This is a genomic window from Herbiconiux sp. SALV-R1 (genome assembly GCF_013113715.1).
Lineage (GTDB): Bacteria > Actinomycetota > Actinomycetes > Actinomycetales > Microbacteriaceae > Herbiconiux.
Map to the genome: position 1 here is coordinate 2,786,341 of NZ_CP053344.1, position 20,845 is coordinate 2,807,185.

A 20,845-nucleotide genomic window follows, 5' to 3' on the forward strand; every position below is an offset into this window, starting at 1 on the left:
ATAGCCCTTTGCCTTGCGTCAGCACGTCGGCAACGCACTTAGCATTGAGGCTCATCTGTGATCGCCAGTCGTCTTACTTAGCGCGGTTCGATAGCGCCTCGCCAAAGCCACGCCACGCTTCGGCTGCCGTCTCCGTTCATCCACTCGACCCGCACGGCTCGGCGATTCCATGCCGTCACGACTGCATCTCTCGGCAGAGTCCCGCTCGACAGAGGCACCCATGCCCGCACCTCAATTGGTTCGGCTGGCTCGACGGGCTTGTCTCGCTCAGCGTCTATCTGATCTAGGGTGAGGCTGACGACCTTCGGTGCCAGGTCGCGCTCGCGGATACGGCGAGCCATGCGCTGGTCGATGCTGTCGCTGTATCGCCGGTTCGTTCCCACCACCTCAGAATAATCGAAACTATGTTCGAATGTCGCGCAGACGCGGGTGGTCGGCGTTTGGCGGGTACTCGCAGCCTCTCCGAACCGCTAGCATCCGGAGAGGCATATCGACAGATGTCTGCCTCGCGTCGAGTCAACGCAGACGTTCGCTTGCGCGGCAAATGAAAGGGTGAACCACGTGTTTGAAGATCAGGTTCCATCAAGTGCCCCCCTCGGTTCCGCACCTGCCCCGCGCAGGAACGCGTGGGTACTACCGCTTGTCACGGGCATCGGTGGGCTGCTCGTGGGCATCCTTCTCACGACGGGCGTCGGAGCTGCCGTCTTGCTCTCGCAGAACCCCAGACTCGCAGACGAAGCCGCGAGCGTGCCGACTTCGTCGCCAATAGCTAAGCCGACGCCGACGCCTACATCGACGCCACTGAAGGAAGATGAGGGGACTCGGGAGAATCCCTTCCCTCTCGGAACTCCGCTGACGTTTACCTTGTCGGGGCGTGAGAACTGGGATGTCACGGTCAACTCAGCAATATTGAACGCCAATGACGCAATAGCGGCAGAGAACCCTTACAACGAGGTGCCCCCGGAGGGCATGCAGTGGGCGCTGGTGTCGATTGATGCCACGTACAAAGGTGTGGATGCGGGCGACCCCGGAAACGCAATCCGCATCTCCTATGTCTCGACCGACGGGCGCACCTACGACGAATTTGACGTGTCGGCTGTGACCCCAAACGGCTTGTATGGACAGAACGAGATTTACGCGGGAACGTCCACGTCGGGAAATATTGCCGTGATGATTCCTAACGCCGAAGCGGACAAAGGGGTTTGGGCACTGTCCGTGGACTTCGGTCCCAAGGTATTCTTCCGAGCGCAATAGCGAGCACGTCTCGGCAACGAAGGCTCAGCGCCCTCTCAGCGGCGCTGTGCGCCCCGCAGAGCCATTTTCAGGGAGTCACAGATGGCATATGCGACGAGCGCCTATAGCGGCGTAAAACAAGAGATCCCCAGTACCAGTTTGGCGCTGGGGAATCTCATTGTTGCTGCCTACTTATTTTCGCTCAGCACACGGTATACGGTCGCACGGGAGACGCCCTTCTTCGTGGCAATCTGATCCGGGGTCTTACCCTGAGCCTTGAGCTTGAGCACGTCTGCAACGCCCTTAGCGTCGAGGCTCTTCTTCCTGCCGGTGCTCTTGCCTTGCGTTTTTCGTGCTGCCCGAGCCTCTGCCACACGCTCAGCAATATTCGCACGCTCCCAGGTGGCGAGTGCCGCAAGCATCGTCAGGATGAGTTCGCCGTTCACGCCGTCAAAGTTGATGCCATCTGACTTGATCGCACGAAGCTGGATGCCACGCTCACGGAGAGCTTTGACGGTTTCGAGAATCTGCGTGGTGCTGCGTCCGAGTCGATCCACCGAGTGCACCCAGATCGTGTCGCCCTCACGAGCCAAGCCCCCTTCACGTTCTCCCTTGTCGTTCAGGGTGCCGATGAGCTTGTCCAGACCTGGACGCGAATCCTTGGTGCCCGAAATCTTGTCAGTGATGAAGTGCGACTCCGGAATATCCAGACCATCGAAGGCGGGGCGTTGGCGGTCAAAGCTCTGGGATGCGCTCGAAACGCGGAGGTAGGCGAAGGAGTGTGCTGTGCTCATGCGACTACTGTCGCAGAATGCGTGAAGAAAGTACAGCTGATTTGAGAAGATTCTAAAAACTTGTAATCGATACGTTTTTAGTGAGAATCGAGGTGTTATGTCGACCCTTCTTAGGTCGTCTCAGTTTTAAACATTTGAGACGACCGGCTTCGACTACTTTTGTAGATGGCAAACACTGGCTAGAAATCTGCGGGCGGGAGGGCGGCGAGCTTTGGGTGAGAAGAAATGGAACAACGGCGTCTGGGAGATTGACGGAGTGCCGATTACCTACAGGGTGACTTGGAAAACCTACGAATCCCCCGATGAGGTCTTCTCCGAAGAATTCAGTGACGTGGACAACGGATATGACTTCTACGAAATGAAGAAGCGTTCAGCTGATAATTTCGCGGTCACCTGGGATCACATCCCCTGGTAGAAAGACCCCGGCGCTACCGGATGACAGAGGGTAGAGCGCCGGGGTCTTTCTTGGTAGTACGTCTTCTCTATCAATGTCGTACTACCCACGCCGGGAGGAGCGCCCGGCTATCCTCAGGGTCGCCACTCTAGAAGCTCCCGAGGAATCTTCTGTATGAAGTTGTAGAGGTCGCCCCGCCCTTTCCGCGAACGAAGGCGACCCGTGCGTTCCCCGCGTCAGCCATCTTGAGGCGGAGAAGATTTTTCTAGGGCGACTAATCGTCGCCGCGTAGGAAATTCTTGATCGAGCGGACGTAGGCTGCTGCTCTTCGCCTGTCTTGAACAGAGACGTTCTGCTTGACTCCGGCGAGCATGTCCATAGCTGCGTGGAATCTCGCCTGTACTTCGAACGGAAGATCGCTCAGACTGAGTGGTCGCTTAGCTGGTAGTCCGAAACCCGACCGCACAAGATTCTCGGTTTCCCGGTCGAGGGGCACGGGGCGTCCGTCCCTGGTTACGCTCACCGAGCCGTTGGAGAGGGTAAAGACGAAGCCCCCTGCTTCGTGGGTACGATCACTGCTCATGCTGTGCTCGATCCCTGATGAGGTTCGAAAAGACCGCTAGATCGAGGAGTACATAGCTTGCTCCGACGTTCTCGCTGCCCTTTCGGTGCATCACGACGGCGTAGTTTTCGCTGCCCTCACCTTCAGCCGCTTCCTTGGCTTCATCGATGAGCTTGGGTACGTTGACTGCGTTGTGATTGCGGATGATCAACGTCCAATTAGGCAACCCCAATACGTGGGTACCCCCATTGACGCGGTAGGGGTCAGTGGTGCGAACCACCCTGCCGGATGCTGCGCTGAGCACACGCGCCACAAGATCACGAAACTGTTGAGTGAATGCCTTCGCACTCGGTGACGTGCCCGCCATCAGAAGGAATCCTCCTCTTCCCGGCGGGTGCGGCGTGAGTAGTTCATTGCGTTCCGCGATCCCTGCCACTTGCCGTAGACGGCATCAATCTCAGCGAGTCGCTGAGCCTGCTTGCCCGCGTCTTTCTCTTGAAATGCGTTTGCTCTTGCGGCTGCTCGCTGGTCGTCTCGGGCAATGCTCCCCGGCTCGGTTCGAAGCTGGTCAGCGGGCCACGGCCCGCTAGCTACGCGGATCACCCCGTGACGGTTCGGCTGATCGACGCGGGTAAGCCATGACTCCCTCTCGCCGTAGCCGTAGTAATCAAGAATCTTCTGCGTCAGCGTGAGTTCTCTGCCGTATGTCATCACCTGCGGGGAGTTGAATCCGAGGTCGTCGTCAATGATGGCTACGGTGCTGAAGAAGTGCACGACATCGCCAGCCTTTAGCTTCTTACTTGCTGTCATTGGGATTTCTCCTTTTGTCGAATGGCGAGGTCTTCCACCGACGCCGAGAGTTCTTCTGACGCGCCCCTGGCGCGTAGCTGAGCGGCTAATTCCTGCGTGAGCAGATAATCTCCACGGCTGCGAACGAGGGCACCCACAGCGCTGCCGAGAGCCTGAGCGTTTGCCTCAGTCTCGGCGGCGTCCATCTCAGGGACGAGCGACAGAAGATCACCCAGCACGCGGCGTTCCTCACCGGCAGCGAGAGTCTGGAGTCGCACCTGACCTTTCGCACCCGCCGTTAGACGAGCGTGTCGAAGGTCGGCAGCAATACCCGCGAGACGCCGAGCAATGCTTACCCGGCTCAGATTCTCCGCAGTATCAGCCGCTTCCCGGTCACGTAGGAGTGCCTGCTTCGACCTGTACAGCGACGAGAGGCTGATGCCGGAGCTTTGGGACAGCTCGACAATATTTCGACCCTCGATCAGCGCAGCTTCAATGCTGTCGCGGTCTGGGTGTGCTGCGAGCGCCTTGGGTCTTGCCATGCGCCTAGCCTTCCTGCAAAGATTCGTACTTCCTTACTATTACTATCGTCCGAAAGTGCCCAGGAACACACGGATTATGGAAGATTCTTTGCTTCTTGTGCCGATTGGCTCGCAATAATTCTCGAATCATCTCAGAATCCCGCACGGTGGGTGATCACAGGTCTACGTAGGTGGTGACAGTGGATGGGTCTTCTCTCGCTCGTCGCTCTCCGCGTCGCGTCGCTCCGGCTCTACGAGATATTCAATGATCTTCGATGATCTTCTGATTCGTAGGTGGCTGGGGAGGATGCTGGGAGCTATACCCCCCTGCACTTGTAAAAGATGCAAAGGAGTATTAGTGCTCTAGAACTTGTCTGGGTTGGGACGAGATCGCAGTAATACGCACGAGATGTGCCAGGACGGGATTACCCCACAAGATGCCTCGAAGTGTCCGGTCTGCCGTGATGCCACTACTTGAAGGGTCGGTAGCTCCGTGACCCTCTAACGGCGGATGTCCTCTGGTGCGAGCAGAAGGAGAGGAGCTTGTTTACTCACGGTAGATGTCTTGCCGTGGTTGCCGGAGAGTTCGAACGGTTCCGGTCCCTATAGGTAATGGTGAGGGCTTCCGAGTACTCCGCGCCGTAGAGAGGGGTGTGACCTCGGTACGTCCAATTTTACCGGACCAATTTCGTCAGAACCCAGATTCTGCAATATTGCTATTGACAAATCTAGAATTTCTGTAGTAGGGATTCGAGTCCGATATAATTGTCTATAGGTGATGTGAGAGCTACAGTTGCCCCTCCGCTGACGACCAATCCTGCGGAGGGGCATTCTCGTTCTCCCCACGATTATCAGCTGGACGCCGTTGTCAGCTCTCGCAGCCTCGAAAGGGACTCTCGGTATAACGCGACCGTCTCGACGTACTGGACGAAAGCGCTCGTGACGGCTTCCACGGCAGAGAGTTGGTTCACTGCTCTAAGCAAGCGGTGGCGACTTTGAGGATCGGCTTCGAGAGTAAGTAGTACGTCGTCCTCCGCGGCATCTCCGTACGCTCGTGCGCGTAGCACCCGCTTGATGGCGGGCAGGGGTATTCCGGTACTGCTCGCAATCTTCAGCCCGTGCAATTCCATTGCCGCCTCAAGACCCGTCGCCTCATTTTCATAGGTCGAGCGAACTCGCATGAAGGCATGAACCATGTCGATCATCGGATCGGGCTTCTTCATCGCCTTCGACCAGGCGTGCAGTGGCTGTCCTTCAATCGCCTCGTGTACGGCGCTGAGCGCGACGGGTGGAGGCAACAAGTCATCAAGGTTTGTAGACCATGAGCGATGCACGGCACTTCGGATTTTTGGCTTCAGCCCTTCCCATCCGATTTCTGCGGCAAACCGTTGCTTGCGGCTCTCCACAATGTTTTGGGCGAGTAGCAAGAAAAGCCCCACCACGGTGCCCGTCATCACTCCGACGATGAGGTCGGGCACAAACGAGTCCCACGGAGTTGATGCTGCGCTGATCATCATGAGTCGAACTTAGTGGCGGTCATCAGCGGAGGCGGGTTGGAGCAACTAGATGATGCTTGTAGCCATCGATAGATTGATGACATGACCTCCATCATCGTGATGAGCATCTTCACGGTCGCTGGCATAGGTGGGGGCGTTTGCATCTTGAGATGGGCTGTACCCCTGGCTGACTTCTTCAAGACCGGTGCTGACATGGCGTATTCGGAGAAGATCACGAAGAGGGTGTACACCCCTAGCAATGTGCGTCAGGCGGGGGTGGGCTTCATCCTGTTCGGCTGCCTCACCTTCGTCATCCTGCTTGTACTTATCTTTCGTTGAGTGAACACCTGATCGGCGCTCGCCGGATTGGTCGGCGGCGATGGCAGGGGTCTCCCCGTCTCTAGGAATCTTTCTGAGCCATTAGTTGCTGCGCCCGCAACTTCCGTCGCGCGAGTATTTGAGCGCCAGCCTGCGCCATCTCCAAGGTGTAGCCGGGGTCGCGCTCGAAGTCCTTCACGCAGGCGGCGACGAATTGCTCCCATGCTTCGCGATTGTCAACCAGTACTTGGTTCTCGTTGTTCTGTTTCTTCATCCTGCAATTTTACCAGCCAGCGAGGATTTACCCTGGTCAAACGCTATTTTCTTGAGTTTCGTATGGGATGACCAGTCGCTTGTAGGTGCTCGCCGCTGTACGCCTCGTGGAGGGCTTCAGGAGGTCGAGGAAAGGGAAACGTTTAATACGCATTTTCCGTGCGACAGTAGCCAGCGTGGCGATCGCATACTCAGCGGTTGCGGCGCCGCCATCGTCGGAGAACCGCACCACGAGCCCGCGCACCCGTGCCCACCACGACAGTGCTCGCGCCCGAGTCGTCCCAGCACGCGGGCGGGGTGACGGTGTCGAGTGGCGCTGATCGCGAGGTTGAGTGTCGTCCAGCCTGGGCAGCGCGTACAGGCCGGAACCGGCAGTCAGGGACGGGGAGCGAGGTGGGGTCATGGGGGTAGTTCCTTCGATTGAGTAGACGGATGGGTGGACAACTGGAGGCGCGAATGTGGGCGCAAGCGCATGAGGTCGCGGACGGGGGCGGCTACTGCGCGACGTCAGGTCTGAGGGACGGTGGTGGTCAGGATCGCCAGGAAGGAGGGGACGACGGAGAGGAAGAGGAAGGCAGGGAGGATGCAGGTGCCTAGGGGTAGCATCAACCAGACGGCGAGGGAGGCGGCCCGGGCGGCGGCGCGGGTGGAGGATTCGTGGCGGAGGCGGGCGGCCTCGCGGCGGAGGAGGGTCGCGGGGTGCGCACCCGCACGCGTCGCAAGGGTCATCGTCGCGCGTGCCTGGATCTGCCAATCCGCATCCCGCGCATCGACGCTTACGACACCGGCACCTCGCGCATCGGCACGCCGGGTGGGAAGTCCTCGGGCAACGGCATCCCGGGCACCATCACCATGCGCCTCAGGGTGGCGGGCGGCGGCACCCTGGCGGCCATCACCACGAGCCACGGCAGCGCGGGCGCCATCACCACGAGCCACGGCAGCGCGGGCGCCATCACCAGGAGGCACGGCATCGCGGGCGCCATCACCAGGAGGCACGGCATCGCGGGCGCCATCACCAGGAGGCACGGCATCGCGGGCGCCATTACCACGGGCGGCAGCATCGTGGGCGGCGCCATCGCGGGCACCGTCACCATGAGCGGCAAGGTGGGTGGTGGCATCGCGGGGTGGGGCGGTGTGGGGAGTGAGGGGGTTGAAGCGGGTGATGGCTATCTCGACAAGGGTTTCGGCGGTGGGGGGTGGGCAGCCGGCGGTGAGGGCGATGGCGAGCAGGTCGAGGCCCAGGCCCGGTGCGGGGCCGTCGGCGCGGGCCGAGCGGAGGAGGCGGGCCGACCACAGGTGAGCGAGGAGGAGCAGCACGGAGCCTGCGGCGAGGCAGAGCCAGCCGAGAGGGGTGGTGAAGAGCACGCGGGCGGAGTCGATGCCGATGACCGATCCGGCCGCCATCGCGACCAGTGGGAGGCAGAGGACGAGGCGGGCGGTGGCCTTCGGGCCGGCGAGAGCGACTGTGGTGTCGCGTTCGACGGCGGCGATCGCGGTGAAGGACGACGCCATGTCGGAGAGGGTTCGGGCGAACGGCGCGCCTGACGCCTCGGCGACGAACCAGACGCTCGCGAGGGCAGCCCAGTGGCGGCGCCGCGACTCCAGCGTGGGAGCAGAGCGGCTGGTCGTGCGACCGGTGGTGGTCGCGCCAGCGGCGGCGATGGCCTCGGGGACCCGTGCTCCCGAGCGGATGCGGTCGGCGACCAGCGCAACCGCTGCGTCGTCGCCGAGCTCGGCGAGATAGAGCCAAGCGTCGCGGGGCGCGACTCCAGCCTCGAGCAGGGCCGAGAGCCGCTCGCACAAGGTGGAAAGAGCCTGGGCCTCAAGCCGCCTGGGCACGACGCCTCGCTCGGCGAGAAGGGCCGCTCGACGCAACCGACGCGCCATCCGCGCCGCGCGCACCAGACACGACGGGCGTGCCGAGCCCACCAGGCACTCCGGGCGCGCCCAGCGCACCGGACCCGACGGGCGCGCCGAGCCCACCGGGCACTCCGGGCGCGCCCGGCGCACCGGGCGCGACGGGCGTGCCGAGCCCACCGGACAGTCCGGGCGCGCCCAGCGCACCGGACAGACCAGGCGCCCCGGGTGCGCCAGACACAACGGACGTGCTGTCGACGTCTGGAGCTCGGAGCGCATTGGGCACGACGGCCGCGCCGGACTCGATGGTGGCAACGGACGGGACCACCAGAGCGCGGCCCCCGCCCAGTGCCCGCACCGCGAGGCGGTCGCGCTGGTCGAGGCAGAGTTCTCCGAACTCCGCGAGTTCGCGGCGGTCGCCTACGCGGCGCAGGTGGCAGACGAGCCCGATCGCGCTCACGGCCTGCCGCGCCACGGCCGAGGCGTCGAGACCGGCGAGTGCCCCGAGCGCCTCGAGTCGGGCCGGAACGTCGGCGAGGGCGTTCGCGTGCAAGGTGCCGGCACCTCCGTCGTGGCCGGTGTTGAGGGCCGACAGCAGGTCGCGGATCTCGGCGCCGCGGCACTCCCCCAGCACCAGCCGGTCGGGTCGCATGCGGAGCGCCTGGCGCACCAGCTCGGCGAGGCCGATGCCGCCGGCCCCCTCGAGGTTCGGCTGCCGAGCCTCGAGCCCGACCACGTGCGGATGCGCGACACGCAGCTCGGCGACGTCTTCGATGACGACGATGCGCTCGGTGGGCGACGCGCTGCCGAGCAGGGCGGAGAGGAACGTCGTCTTGCCGCTGCCGGCAGCACCCGTGATGAGCAGGTTGGTGCGCCGGCGCACGGCTTCGTCGACAATCCCCCGGCGGGCGGCGGCCGAGCGAAGACCCGAGGCCGAGCCGGAGCCGCCGCTTCCGAAGAACCCACGCGCTTCGAGATCGTCGAGCGACGGGAACACCGCCTGCGGCACTCTCACCGAGACCAGCGTTCCCCCGCCCGCAACCGGCGGCAGCACCACGTGCACCCGGCACCCCGTGACCGTCACGTCGACGCACGGCGTGGCCTCGTCGATGTGCCGCCCGCCCGCGGCCACGAGACGCACCGCGAACTCGCGCAGCCGTTGCTCGTCGGGGCACGACCACCCGGGCTCACGTCGAGGGCCGCCGCCCCGATCGACCCAGAGGTCACGGTGCCCGTTCACGAAGACGTCGGTGACGCTATCGTCGTCGAGGTAGGGGGCGAGAGGTCCGAATGCCGCTGAGCGAGGAGATGTCATGCGGCGACGGTAGGCGGCGGCCGAACGGGAAGACGCGCAGTCGACGATGCCGGTGGACAACGAAGCCGAGAACTGCGCCTGTGCAGAACCCGCCTACAGCCCAAACCGCTCACACAGCACGACGCGCTTAAAAAGAAGGGGCGGCACCCAATGGGGGGAAGGGTGCCGCCGCAGCAACGCTGGATTGGGGGGAATCACTAGTGCGTTGCATCCGAACACGAGGTTCGGTATGTCCGAGTTTACTCGCTCGTAACATGGGCGCAAACCACCCCAGCGAATTCCCAGTGTGCGTACGACCGAGATTCGGAGTGGATCACGCGAACTCGGCGATGAGCTCCACCTCGACCGCCGAATCGAGCGGCAGCACGGCCACTCCGACTGCCGACCGTGCGTGCACGCCGCGGTCTCCGAACACCTCGCCGAGGAGCTCCGAGGCACCGTTGATGACCCCCGGCTGACCCGAGAACGACGGGTCGGAGGCGACGAACCCGACCACCTTCACGATGCGCACCACGCGGTCGAGCGAACCGATGGCGCTCTCCACCGCGGCAAGCGCGTTGAGGGCAGCCGTGCGGGCCAGCTCCTTCGCCTCGGCGGGCGACACCAGGCCGGGCTGCTCGCCGACCTTGCCGGTGACGGCGAGCGCTCCCCCGACGAAGGGCAGCTGACCCGCCGTGTAGACGAGGTTGCCGCTGACGACGGCGGGAACGTAGGCGCCCGCGGGCGCGGAGACGGTGGGGATCTCGATTCCGAGTTCCCGGAGCTTGGCGGCGACCTGCGACACGACTACGCCTCTGCCCCGGCGACCGGCCGCTTCAGGTACGCGACGAGCCCGCCTTCAGGCCCCGTCACGACCTGCACGAGCTCCCAACCGTCAGACCCCCAGGTGTTGAGGATGGCGGCGGTGTTGTGGATCATGAGCGGTGTCGTCACGTATTCCCAGGCAGGCACAGCGGGCACGGGCGCCCCTTTCTCGGTTTTTCACAGAGTTCTCGCTTACCCTTGATCTTATGTCTGCCCCGAAAGCCTCTGCTACGGGTGCGGTCGGAGCCATTCTGGGCATCGTCGGTATGAGCGCAATCGCGGGCATCCTGGTCACAGCAATGGTCACGCCCGCCCTCGCCGTCACCGGCATTGCCGCGAACAACTCGATCGGCATGTTCGAGAACCTCCCGAGCTACATCAAGCCGGATGCTCTTGCCGAGAAGACCAACATCTACGCCACCCAGAGCGATGGCTCCCCCATTCTCCTGGCCTCCGTGTTCGAGCAGAACCGCGAAGAGGTCGGGTGGGACCAGATCAACCAGTTCGTCAAAGACGCGGTGATCGCCACCGAAGACCCGCGCTTCTACAGCCACGGCGGTGTCGACATCGCGTCGACCCTGCGTGCCGCCGCCGGCAACGCGCTCGAGACCAGCGCGAGTGGCGCATCGACCATCTCGATGCAGTACGTGCGCAACATCCAGGTGCAGAAGGCCGAGGCCATTCAGGACGAGGCCCAGCGCGACGCCGCCTACGAAGAGGCGACGAAGACGAGCATCGACCGCAAGCTCAAGGAGATCAAGCTCGCGATCGGCCTCGAGAAGGAGTACTCGAAAGACGACATCCTCCTCGGCTACCTCAACATCGCTCCGTTCGGTGGTCGCGTGTACGGCATCCAGTCGGCCGCCCAGTACTACTTCGGGGTGAACGCCTCCGACCTCACCCTCGCCCAGGCCGCCAGCCTCATCGCCACGGTGAACGAGCCGAACGGCCTCCGCATCGACGAGCCCGAGAACATCGAGGCGAACCAGGCCCGCCGCGACAAGGACGTGCTGGCGTCGATGCTCAAAGAGCACAAGGTCACGCAGGCGCAGTACGACGAAGCGATCGCCACCCCGGTGACGCCGAACATCGTCGAGCCCTCCACCGGCTGCCAGACGGCCAACGCCATCGCCGCCGGCTTCTTCTGCGACTACGTCACCCACATCGTGAAGAACGACCAAGCGTTCGGGCCAGACGAAGACACGCGCTGGAACAACTTCAAGACCGGTGGCTACCAGATCTACACCAGCCTCGACGTCGACCTGCAGAACGCGGCGATGGCGGCGATGAACGCGAACGTCCCCAAGGTCGCCGACTTCGACCTCGGTTCCTCCCTCGTCACCGTGCAGCCCGGCACCGGCCGCGTGCTCGCCATGGTGCAGAACAAGGACTTCAGTGACGACCCCGAGGTCACCGCCACCAACCTCGGCGCAAGTGCCATCAATTACAGCACCGACTACCTCTACGGCGGGTCGACCGGCTTCCAGGTGGGCTCGACCTACAAGATCTTCACCCTCGCCGAGTGGCTGAAGACCGGCCATTCGCTGGGTGACATCGTCAATGGCTCCCCCGGCACGCTCAACCTGGCGCAGTTCAAAGACAGCTGCACCGGCGGCAACGGCGGCACCTACTCGGTGAAGAACGACGGCGGGGCGAACCCCGGCAACGTCACCGTGCTGAACGCCACCGCGAACTCGGTGAACCTCGCCTACCTCCGCATGGCGCAGAAGCTCGACCAGTGCGAGATCCGCAAGACTGCCGAGGCCTTCGGCGTGCACCGCGCCGACGGCAACCCGCTCGGCGAGAACCCCGCCGACGTGCTGGGCACCAACGAGATCGCCCCCCTCACCATGGCCGCCGCGTTCGCCGCCGTCGCCAACGAGGGCACCTACTGCTCCCCCATCGCGATCGACAAGATTCTCGACGCGGAGGGCAACGAGCTGCCCGTTCCCACCTCGACCTGCTCGCAGGCGGTGGCGCCGAACGTCGCAGCCACCATGGTGACGGCGCTCGAAGCGGTCATCAACAGCGGTACGGCCACGGCGTCGAACCCACGCGACGGCATCCCGCACTTCGGTAAGACCGGTACCACCGACTCCGAGAAAGACACCTGGTTCGTGGGCGCCTCGACCGAGCTCGCCACCGCTGTCTGGGTGGGCAACGTCGTCGGCACGGTCTCCATCCGCAACACCTCGATCGGTGACCAGAGCGGCGGTAACGTCAGGCACAGCATCTGGAAGCAGTTCATGACCGATGCCGACGGCAAGTACGGCGGCACCGAGTTCCCGACCGCCGACAGCACGCTGGTGAACGGCGTGCAAGTGCAGATTCCGAACCTCGCCGGCATGTCGATCGACGCGGCCAAAGCGGCTCTCACCGCCGCGGGCTTCGACTTCGACGACGGCGGCGTCGTCGACTCGACCGCGAAGGCGGGCACCGTCGACAGCTCCTCGCCGAGCGGCACCGCCACGAAGGGCTCGACAGTTACCGTCTACACCTCGAACGGCGAGCTGCGCACGGTTCCGAACCTCGTGGGCCTCAGCCCCGACGCGGCGAAGTCCGCCATCGCGGCAGCGGGCATCGACTCCTCGCAGGTGGTCTTCAACGGCCCCTCGAGCGGCAACGCGAAGGTGACGGGGTCGTCTCCGAGCTCCGGTGAGCCGATCCGCTTCGGCACCGACAAGCTCAGAATCACCACGAAGGCCGGCTGAGAGTGACCTCTCTCGCGCGGGCCACCGCGGGCACCCTCGGTGCTGTCGCGGTGGCCGGCGCCGCCTGCGTCGCCTACGGCACCTTCGTCGAACGCAAGCAGTACACCCTGCGCACGGCGAGCATCCCGGTTCTTCCGAAGGGCGCCGCCGACATCAGGGTGCTGCATCTCTCCGACCTGCACATGGCCCCGTGGCAGACCGACAAGCAGCAGTGGGTGCGCGACCTCGCCGCGCTCGACCCGCACCTCGTCGTCGACACCGGCGACAACCTGGGCCACCGCGACGGGCTCACGGGCCTGCGCGCAGCGCTCGACGTGTTCGCCGGTGTGCCCGGTGTCTACGTGAACGGGTCGAACGACTACTGGGGGCCGTCGTTCAAGAACCCCCTCCGCTACTTCATGGGCCCGTCGAAGCACGCCCACGCGGCCGAGCGCCTCGACACGGATGCTTTGGAGCACTACCTCGATTCGCTCGGCTGGAAGAGCCTCAACAACGCTGCCGCCACCACCGAGGTGCAGGGCACCATCATCGACTTCTTCGGGGTGAACGACCCGCACCGCGGCTACGACCGCCTCGACCGTATTCCCGGCGCCCTCGACGAGCTGCGCGAAGACGACGACCGCGGGCCGCGCCTCTTGGTGGGGGTGGCTCACGCGCCCTACCAGTACGTGCTGAACTCCTTCGTGACGCACGGCGCCGAGGTGGTGTTCGCCGGGCACACGCACGGCGGGCAGGTCTGCATTCCCGGGTACGGCGCCGTGGTGACGAATTGCGACATACCGCGCCGCCAGGTGAAGGGGCTGAGCCTGTGGCGCCACGGCTTCCACAGCGCCTACCTCAACGTGTCGGCCGGTCTCGGCACCTCGATCTACTCGCCCTTCCGCTTCGCCTGCAAGCCCGAGGCGACGCTGCTCACCCTCACCGCGAAGGGCTGACGAGGGCGACCGATGCTCGCGGTCTCGCAGCCCGGAATTATCAGCTATCCTTGTTGAGGCCTCAGCCGCGGTTCTCCGTGGCGATCCACTCGGGGTGTGGCGCAGCTTGGTAGCGCGCCTCGTTCGGGACGAGGAGGTCGTGGGTTCGAATCCCGCCACCCCGACAGAAGAAGCCGGGCGGAGACAGGTTCTCCGCCCGGCTTCTGCATGCCGGCTGCGAATGCGCTGCGACGCGCCGGGGCGTTGCGAGCGGTGTGGGCGGCTCGGTCGTACTCTCTGAACAAGAGACGCCAACCCGAATGTGGCGACATCCGTGTGACGAGGAGGTCATGATGGAGCTCGTAGCTATCGCAGTGATCGTGGGAACCACCTGGCTCGTGAGCGCCACCGGGTTCGCCTTCGTCATAGGCCGTTCGATCAAGCTCCGCGACCGCGTGCGCTGATCGGGCGACCCGCCCCGGGCGGGGTTGCCGCTCGGCACCCCCGGGGGCAGGGTTGACCACATGAAAAGTGTCTCCTACGCGGGCCTGACCTTCGAGACGGCCGACGAGATCGCCGACGCGCTGCTGCAGCTCGCGGCGGCGCTCGGGGTGAACGAGCGTTCGGAGACCGTCGACATCCCGGTGGTGGAGCAGAACGGCGACCTGTCGTCGGTGCAGCTCGTCATCGGCCCGGCGAGCCAGTTCATCTCGAAGCCCGTCACCTCGCCGTACAACGAGCCGGCGAGCGCCGAGGTGGTGGAGCGGCTCACCTACCGCACGCGACTGCTCGATCTGCCCCGGGCCGCGGCCATCAGCGACAGTGAGATCGGGCGGCTCGACTTCGACTCCCCCGCCTAGACCCGCCCGACACGCCAGAGCACCCCGCCCGACGGCCTAGACCCGCCCGAGCACCCCGTTCGACTCCTCGAGGTAGCACGCCCCGCAGAGCGACTCGTAGGTCACGTCTTCGCCGTCGATGGCGACCTGGGCGCCGTCGAACACGTAGCGGTCTCCGATGCGCCGGGCGTTGAAGATGGCCTTGCGCCCGCACCGGCAGATGGTCTTCAGCTCTTCGAGGCTGTGCGCCACCTCGAGCAGCCGGATGCTGCCGGGGAACCCCTCGGTCTGGAAGTCGCTGCGGATGCCGTAGGCCATCACCGGCACGCTGTCGAGGATGGCGATGCGGAGCGCGTCGTCGACCTGCGCCGGGGTGAGGAACTGGGCCTCGTCGATGAGCAGGCAGCTCACGTCGTGCCCCGAGCTCTCGAGCTCGCGCCGGCGGAGCGCCGCGAACTCCTCGCGCAGCGAGGTGTCGGGGCCGATGAGGAAGTCGGCGTCGCGGGTGACGCCGAGACGCGACACGATGCGGCGGTCGCCCTTGGTGTCGATGGAGGGCTTGGCGATGAGCACGGTCTGCCCGCGCTCATCGTAGTTGTAGGCGGCCTGGAGCATGGCCGTGCTCTTGCCGCTGTTCATCGCTCCGAACCGGAAATACAGTTTCGCCACCCGTTCACCCTAATCCGGCTTCAGCGCCCGGCCGCACCCGCAGCACCCGGCCGCCCCCGCAGCACCACAGCCCCCGCGCTCAGAACAGCATCGGCTGCGAGTCGCCGACGGGCCCGAAGGTCGGCAGCCCCGGCTTGTCGGCGCGGCCGGGCGGCAGCAGCCCGCCGATCGATGACTCCCTGCCCTCGGCCAGCCGGTGCTTGCGCAGCAGCGGGCGCATCCGCTCCCCCAGCCAGCTGCGGTACTCGGGCGGCGCGTAGACGCTCGTGCCGTACAGGCGCGAGTAGGCGGGCAAGAGCTCCGGATGCTCGCGACCGAGCCAGGCGAGGAACCACTGCTTCACCCCCGGCTTGAGATAGAGCGTCGAGTACACGACGCTGTCGGCGCCCGAGGCCGCCACGAGACCGAGCGCGTGATCGAGCTGGTCGACCCCGTCGGTGAGCAACGGCAGGATGGGCATCATGAACACCTGGCACGGCAGCCCCCGCTCGCGTGCCGCCGCCACCGTCGCGAGCCGCGCCTTGGCGGTGGGCGTGCCCGGCTCGATCGACTGCTGCAGCTCGTCGTCGTAGACCGCGATCGACATCGCGAGCCCGACCGGCACCACGGCGGCGGCCTGCTCGAGGAGGTCGAGATCGCGGCGCATCAGCGAGCCCTTGGTGAGGATCGTGAAGGGTGTGCCCGAGTCGGCGAGCGCCTCGATGATGGAGGGCATGAGCGCGTAGCGCCCCTCCGCCCGCTGGTAGGGATCGGTGTTGGTGCCGAGAGCCACCGGGTGCCGCTGCCACGACTTCTTCGCCAGCTCCTTGCGCAGCACTTCGGCGACGTTCACCTTCACCACGATCTGCTGGTCGAAGTCGGCGCCGCTGTCGAACTCGAGGTACTCGTGGGTGGGCCGGGCGAAGCAGTAGACGCAGGCATGCGAGCATCCGCGGTAGGGGTTGATGGTCCAGGCGAAGGGCATCGCCTTCGAGGTGCCGGGCACGTGGTTGAGGGCGCTCTTGGCGAGCACCTCATGGAAGGTGATTCCCGCGAACTCCGGCGTCTGCACCGAGCGCACCAGCCCGCTCACGGCGGCGAGCCCCGGCAGCGTCGAGGTGTCTTCAGCCGTGAGTGTCTGTGTCGCCCATCTCATCGCTTCATTCGAACATAGTTTCGAATGAGGGTCAAGCGGTGTCGTCGGCGTACTGCCGCAGCAGCTCCTGCTCGCGCTTCTTGCCCGGGTAGAACAGCATGGCCACAGTCGCCCCCACCAGCATGAACGCCATGCCGGTGAGATAGGCCCAGTCGGCGCCGCTGAGGAACGAGTCGCGCGCAGCCTTCACGATGCCGTCGGTGTACTCCGGGTACTGCCGGGCGATGGCGATCGCTCCGTCGAACGACTTGAGCAGCTGGGTCTGGATGCTGCCGCTGATCTCGCTCTGCACCGCGGCCGGTGCCGCAGCGATGGAGGAGGCGATCGCCGACGCGTAGCCTGCGGTGAGGATGGCGCCGAGCACCGACTGCATCACCGACCCGCCGAGGTCGCGCTGCAGGTCGGAGGTGCCCGAGGCCATGCCCGCCTTCCGCACCGGAACCGAGTCGGTGAGCGACCGCGACGCCGGCGGCCCGGCGAGCCCCACGCCGAGACCGATGAACGCGTAGCCGACGGCCACGGGCAGGTAGCTCGCGCCGACGTCCCAGAACAGGTACATCACGAGGAACGCGAGGAGGCACGACACGAACCCGGCGAGCAGCACCGCCCGCGCCCCGAACCGCGGCACGAGGCGGCTCGACACCGGCGACGCCAGCGTCATGAGGAGGGCGGCGGGCAGGATGGACGCCCCGGCCTCGAGCGCCGAGTACCCGAGCACGTTCTGCAGGAAGAGCTGCCCCACGTACATCGCACCCATGAGGGAGCCGAACACGACGGTTCCCGCGACGGCCGCCGCCCAGAAGGTGCGGCGGGCGGCGACCCGCAGGTCGTAGAGCGGGTTGGCTGCACGCCGCTGGCGCACGACGAACCCGACACCGGCGATCACCGCGACCGAGCCGAGCACGATCGAGAACAGCTGCGCGCCCGGAACCGCGGCGAAGTTGATGGCGAGCACGAGCGACGTCACCAGCAGCACCGAGAGCACCCCGCCGAGGTTGTCGACCGGCTCCGTGCCCTCGTTCACCTTGGCGGGCACGACCGCGACGACGAGCACGAGGGTGAGCGCGGCGAGCGGGGGCGTCATGAGGAACACCGAGCCCCAGTCGAACACGCTCAGCAGGAATCCGGATGCGAGGGGCCCGAGAGCGCTGATCGCACCACCGAGGCCCGACCACAGCGCGATGGCGGCGATGCGTCGCCGCCCGCTCCAGAGTGCGGCGATGAGCGCGAGGGTGGTGGGGTACGCCATGCCCGCGGCGACGCCGCCGACGACCCGCGCGGCGAAGAGCACCTCGATCGAGGGGGCGAACGCGGCGAGCAGAGCGGCCGGGATGCTCAGTGCGAGACCCAGCACGAGCATCCGTTTGCGTCCGTAGCGGTCGCCAAGGGCACCGAGGTAGAGCACGGAGCCCGCGAGCCCGAGCGAGAAGCCCACCGCCACGAGGTTCAGCGCCGTCTGCGAGGCGTCGAAGGCCGCGCCGATGGAGGGCAGGGCGACGTTGGCGATCGACAGGTTGAGGTTGGCGACCCCGGAGGCGAGGATGAGCGCCACCAGCACCAGCCCGCCGCGCGCCGGCGCGCGACCCGCGTCGACGCCGGTGGCGGGACTGTCGGGCGCACGCATCAGGCCTCGTACAGCTCGAGCGGCAGCCCGTCGGGGTCGGCGAAGAACATCATCGCCTTGCCCGTGTGCGGGTCGACCCTGAGCTCCTCGCAGGCGACACCCTTGCCGAGCAGTTCGGCCCGCGCATCCGCCACCGAGTCGACCTCGAACGCGAGGTGCCGGAGGCCGAGCGCCTCGGGCCGGGTGGGCCGCGCGGGCGGGTCGGGGAACGAGAACAATTCGATGAGGTACTCGCCGTTCAGGGCGAGGTCACCCATCCACGAGTCGCGCTCGGCGCGGTAGACCTCGCTCAGCAGGGTGCAGCCGAGCACGTCGAGGTAGAACGCCTTCGAGCGCTCGTAGTCGCTCGCGATCACCGCGATGTGGTGCACACGATTCAGCTTCATGAGCACATCTTGGCAGCCGCCGGCGCCGCAGCCGCCGCCAGCGCCCGGCCCCGACGTCCCCCGGGCAAAAATTTAGCGGGATGAGAGGACCCGATACTCTCATCCCGCAAGGAAACGCCAGCAAGCCGACCGCGTTGAGCCGTTACCCTTACGACCGCGGTCGAGCCCGCACTCGGCGTACCCGTTGGCCTCACATTACACTGTCACGCCACTCTCAGGCATGGGATTGCCTGGCCGATCACCCCCATGAGAGGGTGTTCGCCCCGAAAGGGGGCTGGACACCGTTGTCATGGCACGAAATCGGGCGGTTCGGTCGAAGGATTGCCCGAGCGCAACATTTCTTCTTCTGGAAACATTCGGCGTGTCGGAACCGGATATGGTCGCTTCCATGAATGAGATCGTGCTCCATCGCAAGACAGAGACCATCGCCATTCTCATCGGGGAGAACGACGATCCGCAGACCGCGACGCCCCTGGCGACGGTCTACCGCATGAAAGACGGGTGGCACATGAAGCTCACCCACCGGCACGACCGCTTCGCCTGGTCGGGCCCGTTCGCCGAGCCCGCTGAGGCGATCGAGCGCTACACCCCCACCGACGTCACGGGGCCGCTGCAGCGCATCGCCGTCTGAGACGAGCGGATGCGCGGCGGACGCGCACCACGAACGCCCGCCGCACCGCCTCACGCCGTGAGGGCGATGTACTTCTCCTCGAGGAACTCCAAGATGCCCTCGCTCGACCCCTCCCGGCCGAGCCCGCTCTGCTTGACGCCGCCGAACGGCGCCGCCGGGTCGCTCACCACCCCGCGGTTCACCGCCACCATGCCCGCCTCGAGCCTGCGCGCAACGGCGATCGCGTCGCGCTCCTCGCCGAACACGTAGGCCATGAGCCCGAACTCGGTGTCGTTGGCCATCTCGACCGCCTCGTCGACGTCGTCGTAGCGCACCACTGCAGTGACGGGTCCGAAGATCTCCTGCGTCGTGATCGCCGATCCGTGGCGCACCCCGGTGAGCAGCGTCGCGTCGTAGAAAGCGCCCGCCTCCGAACTCTGCCCGCCCTGCACGACGGTGGCGCCCTCGCTCACGGCCACGTCGACCAGGGCGGCGACCTTGTCGCGCTCCTTCACCGACACCAGCGCACCGAGCTCGTTCGCGTGATCGAGCCCTGAGCCGACGCGCACCTCGGCGAGTGCCGCGCGCATCCGCTCGACGAAGGCGTCGTGGAGGCTCGAGTGCACGTAGAAGCGGTTGGCCGCCGTGCAGGCGGAGCCGCCGTTGCGCATCTTCGCCAGCAGCGACTCGCGCACGGTGAGGTCGAGGTCGGCTCCCGGCAGCACGACGACCGGCGCGTTGCCGCCGAGTTCCATCGACGCGCTCACCACCGTGTCGGCGCAGGCGTGCAGCAGCTCGCGGCCCACCTCGGTCGACCCCGTGAACGAGAGCTTCCGCACGGCGGGGTGCGCGAGCATCTCGGCGACGACCGGGCCCGTGTTCACCGGGGTGACGAGGTTCACCACGCCGGCGGGCACGCCGACCCGGCGCAGCACGTCGACGACGTAGGCGGCGGTGAGCGGGGTCTCGCGCGCCGGCTTCAGAATGACGGTGCACCCCGCGGCGAGCGCCGGCGCGAGCTTGCGGGTGGCCATCGCCGCCGGGAAGTTCCACGGTGTGATGAGCAGCGACACCCCGATGGGCTGCCGGTCGACCACGATGCGCTTGTCGCCCGCGGGCGACAGCCGGTACTCGCCCGGGATGCGCACGGCCTCCTCGGCGAACCAGCGGAAGAACTCCTTGGCGTAGTTCGCCTCGCCGATCGCGTCGGCGTACGACTTGCCGTTCTCCCTGATCATGATCTCGGCGAACAGCTCCACCTCCTCGGTGAGCACCTCGTAGGCGGCGCGCAGCAGCTCGCTCCTCCGCCGCGGCGGGGTGGCGGCCCAGTCGGCCTGCGCGGCGGATGCGGCGTCGATCGCGGAGAGACAGTCGTCGGGCGTGGCCACGGCGAAGTCGGCGATCGTGCTGCCGTCGCTCGGGTCGATGACGGGGAAGGTGCGGCCCTCCTGCCCCGCCCGCCACTCGCCGCCGATGAACAGCTCGGCGACGAGGGGAACGGATGCGCGGGGCGCGTCGGCAGCGCCGGTCGCGGCGGCGCCGGTCGCGGCAGCGCCGGTCGCGGCACCCCCGGTCGCGGCGGATGCGGTGGTGAACGTCAC

Annotated in this window: 22 protein-coding genes and 1 tRNA gene; 8 read left to right on the forward strand and 15 right to left on the reverse strand. The window is 65.8% G+C overall.

Translation table 11 applies throughout. The annotated features are described in order from the left end of the window. Nucleotides 1–666: 666 nt before the first annotated feature. The gene (locus HL652_RS13415; protein WP_171705786.1) at nt 667–1,254 is read left to right on the forward strand and encodes a hypothetical protein; all 588 of its coding nucleotides are present in this window, start codon (nt 667–669) and stop codon (nt 1,252–1,254) included. Between the two features lie 167 nt (nt 1,255–1,421). On the opposite strand, the gene HL652_RS13420 is transcribed toward HL652_RS13415, so the two are convergent. Next, nucleotides 1,422–2,027 carry a recombinase family protein gene (locus HL652_RS13420; RefSeq protein ID WP_171705787.1) on the reverse strand — a complete coding sequence of 202 codons (606 nt, stop codon included), beginning with the start codon at nt 2,025–2,027 and terminating at the stop codon, nt 1,422–1,424. A gap of 211 nt (nt 2,028–2,238) precedes the next feature. Between HL652_RS13420 and HL652_RS13425 the strand changes: the two genes are divergently transcribed. Continuing rightward, a complete protein-coding gene (locus HL652_RS13425; RefSeq protein ID WP_171705788.1) occupies nt 2,239–2,442 on the forward strand; it encodes a hypothetical protein in 204 nt (67 codons plus the stop codon). 551 nt (nt 2,443–2,993) lie between these two features. Here HL652_RS13425 and HL652_RS13430 read toward each other — a convergent pair. From HL652_RS13430 to HL652_RS13445, 4 genes are all read right to left on the reverse strand, one after another. Continuing rightward, a complete protein-coding gene (locus HL652_RS13430; RefSeq protein ID WP_171705789.1) occupies nt 2,994–3,350 on the reverse strand; it encodes a hypothetical protein in 357 nt (118 codons plus the stop codon). Further along, nucleotides 3,350–3,793 (reverse strand): hypothetical protein, encoded by a 444-nt coding sequence (locus HL652_RS13435; RefSeq protein ID WP_171705790.1) that lies wholly within the window; start codon nt 3,791–3,793, stop codon nt 3,350–3,352. The genes HL652_RS13430 and HL652_RS13435 overlap by 1 nt, the downstream gene beginning before the upstream one ends. After that, nucleotides 3,790–4,314: a hypothetical protein gene (locus HL652_RS13440; protein ID WP_171705791.1), complete on the reverse strand. Its 525-nt coding sequence runs from the start codon at nt 4,312–4,314 to the stop codon at nt 3,790–3,792. Before HL652_RS13440 ends, HL652_RS13435 begins: the two co-directional genes overlap by 4 nt. 830 nt (nt 4,315–5,144) lie before the next feature. Continuing rightward, nucleotides 5,145–5,810: a hypothetical protein gene (locus HL652_RS13445; protein WP_171705792.1), complete on the reverse strand. Its 666-nt coding sequence runs from the start codon at nt 5,808–5,810 to the stop codon at nt 5,145–5,147. An 81-nt stretch (nt 5,811–5,891) separates the two neighbouring features. Between HL652_RS13445 and HL652_RS13450 the strand changes: the two genes are divergently transcribed. Beyond that, complete coding sequence (locus HL652_RS13450; RefSeq protein WP_171705793.1) at nt 5,892–6,128, forward strand: hypothetical protein; 237 nt, start codon at nt 5,892–5,894, stop codon at nt 6,126–6,128. Between the two features lie 61 nt (nt 6,129–6,189). Here the strand turns inward: HL652_RS13450 and HL652_RS13455 are convergent, their stop codons facing one another. The 5 genes from HL652_RS13455 to HL652_RS13475 form a co-directional block, all read right to left on the reverse strand. After that, nucleotides 6,190–6,381, reverse strand: a complete 192-nt coding sequence (locus tag HL652_RS13455; RefSeq protein ID WP_171705794.1) for a hypothetical protein — start codon at nt 6,379–6,381, stop codon at nt 6,190–6,192. 506 nt (nt 6,382–6,887) lie between these two features. Continuing rightward, nucleotides 6,888–8,183: a type II secretion system F family protein gene (locus tag HL652_RS13460; protein ID WP_171705795.1), complete on the reverse strand. Its 1,296-nt coding sequence runs from the start codon at nt 8,181–8,183 to the stop codon at nt 6,888–6,890. Nucleotides 8,184–8,202: 19 nt separating this feature from the next. Then, the gene (locus tag HL652_RS13465; RefSeq protein ID WP_216603894.1) at nt 8,203–9,552 is read right to left on the reverse strand and encodes an ATPase, T2SS/T4P/T4SS family; all 1,350 of its coding nucleotides are present in this window, start codon (nt 9,550–9,552) and stop codon (nt 8,203–8,205) included. A 313-nt stretch (nt 9,553–9,865) separates the two neighbouring features. Beyond that, nucleotides 9,866–10,336 (reverse strand): RidA family protein, encoded by a 471-nt coding sequence (locus tag HL652_RS13470; protein ID WP_171705796.1) that lies wholly within the window; start codon nt 10,334–10,336, stop codon nt 9,866–9,868. A 2-nt stretch (nt 10,337–10,338) separates the two neighbouring features. After that, nucleotides 10,339–10,503, reverse strand: coding sequence for a DUF4177 domain-containing protein (locus HL652_RS13475; RefSeq protein WP_216604096.1), 165 nt, complete (start codon nt 10,501–10,503; stop codon nt 10,339–10,341). 119 nt (nt 10,504–10,622) lie between these two features. Between HL652_RS13475 and HL652_RS13480 the strand changes: the two genes are divergently transcribed. The 4 genes from HL652_RS13480 to HL652_RS13495 all read left to right on the forward strand — a co-directional run bounded on the left by HL652_RS13480 (nt 10,623) and on the right by HL652_RS13495 (nt 14,841). Beyond that, nucleotides 10,623–13,067: a transglycosylase domain-containing protein gene (locus tag HL652_RS13480; RefSeq protein ID WP_171705797.1), complete on the forward strand. Its 2,445-nt coding sequence runs from the start codon at nt 10,623–10,625 to the stop codon at nt 13,065–13,067. Nucleotides 13,068–13,069: 2 nt separating this feature from the next. Next, the gene (locus tag HL652_RS13485) at nt 13,070–14,002 is read left to right on the forward strand and encodes a metallophosphoesterase (RefSeq protein WP_171705798.1); all 933 of its coding nucleotides are present in this window, start codon (nt 13,070–13,072) and stop codon (nt 14,000–14,002) included. 90 nt (nt 14,003–14,092) lie between these two features. Continuing rightward, nucleotides 14,093–14,166: transfer RNA gene (locus HL652_RS13490), tRNA-Pro, on the forward strand. A 339-nt stretch (nt 14,167–14,505) separates the two neighbouring features. After that, nucleotides 14,506–14,841 (forward strand): hypothetical protein, encoded by a 336-nt coding sequence (locus tag HL652_RS13495; protein WP_171705799.1) that lies wholly within the window; start codon nt 14,506–14,508, stop codon nt 14,839–14,841. A gap of 36 nt (nt 14,842–14,877) precedes the next feature. Here the strand turns inward: HL652_RS13495 and HL652_RS13500 are convergent, their stop codons facing one another. From HL652_RS13500 to HL652_RS13515, 4 genes are all read right to left on the reverse strand, one after another. Then, complete coding sequence (locus HL652_RS13500; RefSeq protein WP_171705800.1) at nt 14,878–15,489, reverse strand: thymidine kinase; 612 nt, start codon at nt 15,487–15,489, stop codon at nt 14,878–14,880. A 79-nt stretch (nt 15,490–15,568) separates the two neighbouring features. Further along, nucleotides 15,569–16,624, reverse strand: coding sequence for an Rv2578c family radical SAM protein (locus HL652_RS13505; RefSeq protein WP_171705801.1), 1,056 nt, complete (start codon nt 16,622–16,624; stop codon nt 15,569–15,571). A gap of 31 nt (nt 16,625–16,655) precedes the next feature. Continuing rightward, entirely contained in the window at nt 16,656–18,248 is a 1,593-nt protein-coding gene (locus tag HL652_RS13510; RefSeq protein WP_171705802.1) for an MFS transporter, read from the reverse strand. After that, a complete protein-coding gene (locus HL652_RS13515) occupies nt 18,248–18,634 on the reverse strand; it encodes a VOC family protein (RefSeq protein ID WP_171705803.1) in 387 nt (128 codons plus the stop codon). The genes HL652_RS13510 and HL652_RS13515 overlap by 1 nt, the downstream gene beginning before the upstream one ends. Nucleotides 18,635–19,022: 388 nt before the next feature. Between HL652_RS13515 and HL652_RS13520 the strand changes: the two genes are divergently transcribed. After that, nucleotides 19,023–19,265, forward strand: a complete 243-nt coding sequence (locus HL652_RS13520; protein WP_171705804.1) for a hypothetical protein — start codon at nt 19,023–19,025, stop codon at nt 19,263–19,265. A 50-nt stretch (nt 19,266–19,315) separates the two neighbouring features. Here the strand turns inward: HL652_RS13520 and HL652_RS13525 are convergent, their stop codons facing one another. After that, a complete protein-coding gene (locus HL652_RS13525; RefSeq protein WP_171705805.1) occupies nt 19,316–20,845 on the reverse strand; it encodes an NAD-dependent succinate-semialdehyde dehydrogenase in 1,530 nt (509 codons plus the stop codon).

Excerpts from the sequence above, each read along its gene's own strand:
- HL652_RS13420 (WP_171705787.1), bottom strand. The coding sequence starts at position 2,027 with ATGAGCACAGCACACTCCTTCGCCTACCTCCGCGTTTCGAGCGCATCC.
- HL652_RS13430 (WP_171705789.1), bottom strand. The coding sequence starts at position 3,350 with ATGGCGGGCACGTCACCGAGTGCGAAGGCATTCACTCAACAGTTTCGT.
- HL652_RS13435 (WP_171705790.1), bottom strand. The coding sequence starts at position 3,793 with ATGACAGCAAGTAAGAAGCTAAAGGCTGGCGATGTCGTGCACTTCTTC.
- HL652_RS13440 (WP_171705791.1), bottom strand. The coding sequence starts at position 4,314 with ATGGCAAGACCCAAGGCGCTCGCAGCACACCCAGACCGCGACAGCATT.
- HL652_RS13445 (WP_171705792.1), bottom strand. The coding sequence starts at position 5,810 with ATGATGATCAGCGCAGCATCAACTCCGTGGGACTCGTTTGTGCCCGAC.
- HL652_RS13450 (WP_171705793.1), top strand. The coding sequence starts at position 5,892 with ATGACCTCCATCATCGTGATGAGCATCTTCACGGTCGCTGGCATAGGT.
- HL652_RS13455 (WP_171705794.1), bottom strand. The coding sequence starts at position 6,381 with ATGAAGAAACAGAACAACGAGAACCAAGTACTGGTTGACAATCGCGAA.
- HL652_RS13465 (WP_216603894.1), bottom strand. The coding sequence starts at position 9,552 with ATGACATCTCCTCGCTCAGCGGCATTCGGACCTCTCGCCCCCTACCTC.
- HL652_RS13480 (WP_171705797.1), top strand. The coding sequence starts at position 10,623 with ATGAGCGCAATCGCGGGCATCCTGGTCACAGCAATGGTCACGCCCGCC.
- HL652_RS13495 (WP_171705799.1), top strand. The coding sequence starts at position 14,506 with ATGAAAAGTGTCTCCTACGCGGGCCTGACCTTCGAGACGGCCGACGAG.
- HL652_RS13505 (WP_171705801.1), bottom strand. The coding sequence starts at position 16,624 with ATGAGATGGGCGACACAGACACTCACGGCTGAAGACACCTCGACGCTG.
- HL652_RS13510 (WP_171705802.1), bottom strand. The coding sequence starts at position 18,248 with ATGCGTGCGCCCGACAGTCCCGCCACCGGCGTCGACGCGGGTCGCGCG.
- HL652_RS13515 (WP_171705803.1), bottom strand. The coding sequence starts at position 18,634 with ATGAAGCTGAATCGTGTGCACCACATCGCGGTGATCGCGAGCGACTAC.
- HL652_RS13520 (WP_171705804.1), top strand. The coding sequence starts at position 19,023 with ATGAATGAGATCGTGCTCCATCGCAAGACAGAGACCATCGCCATTCTC.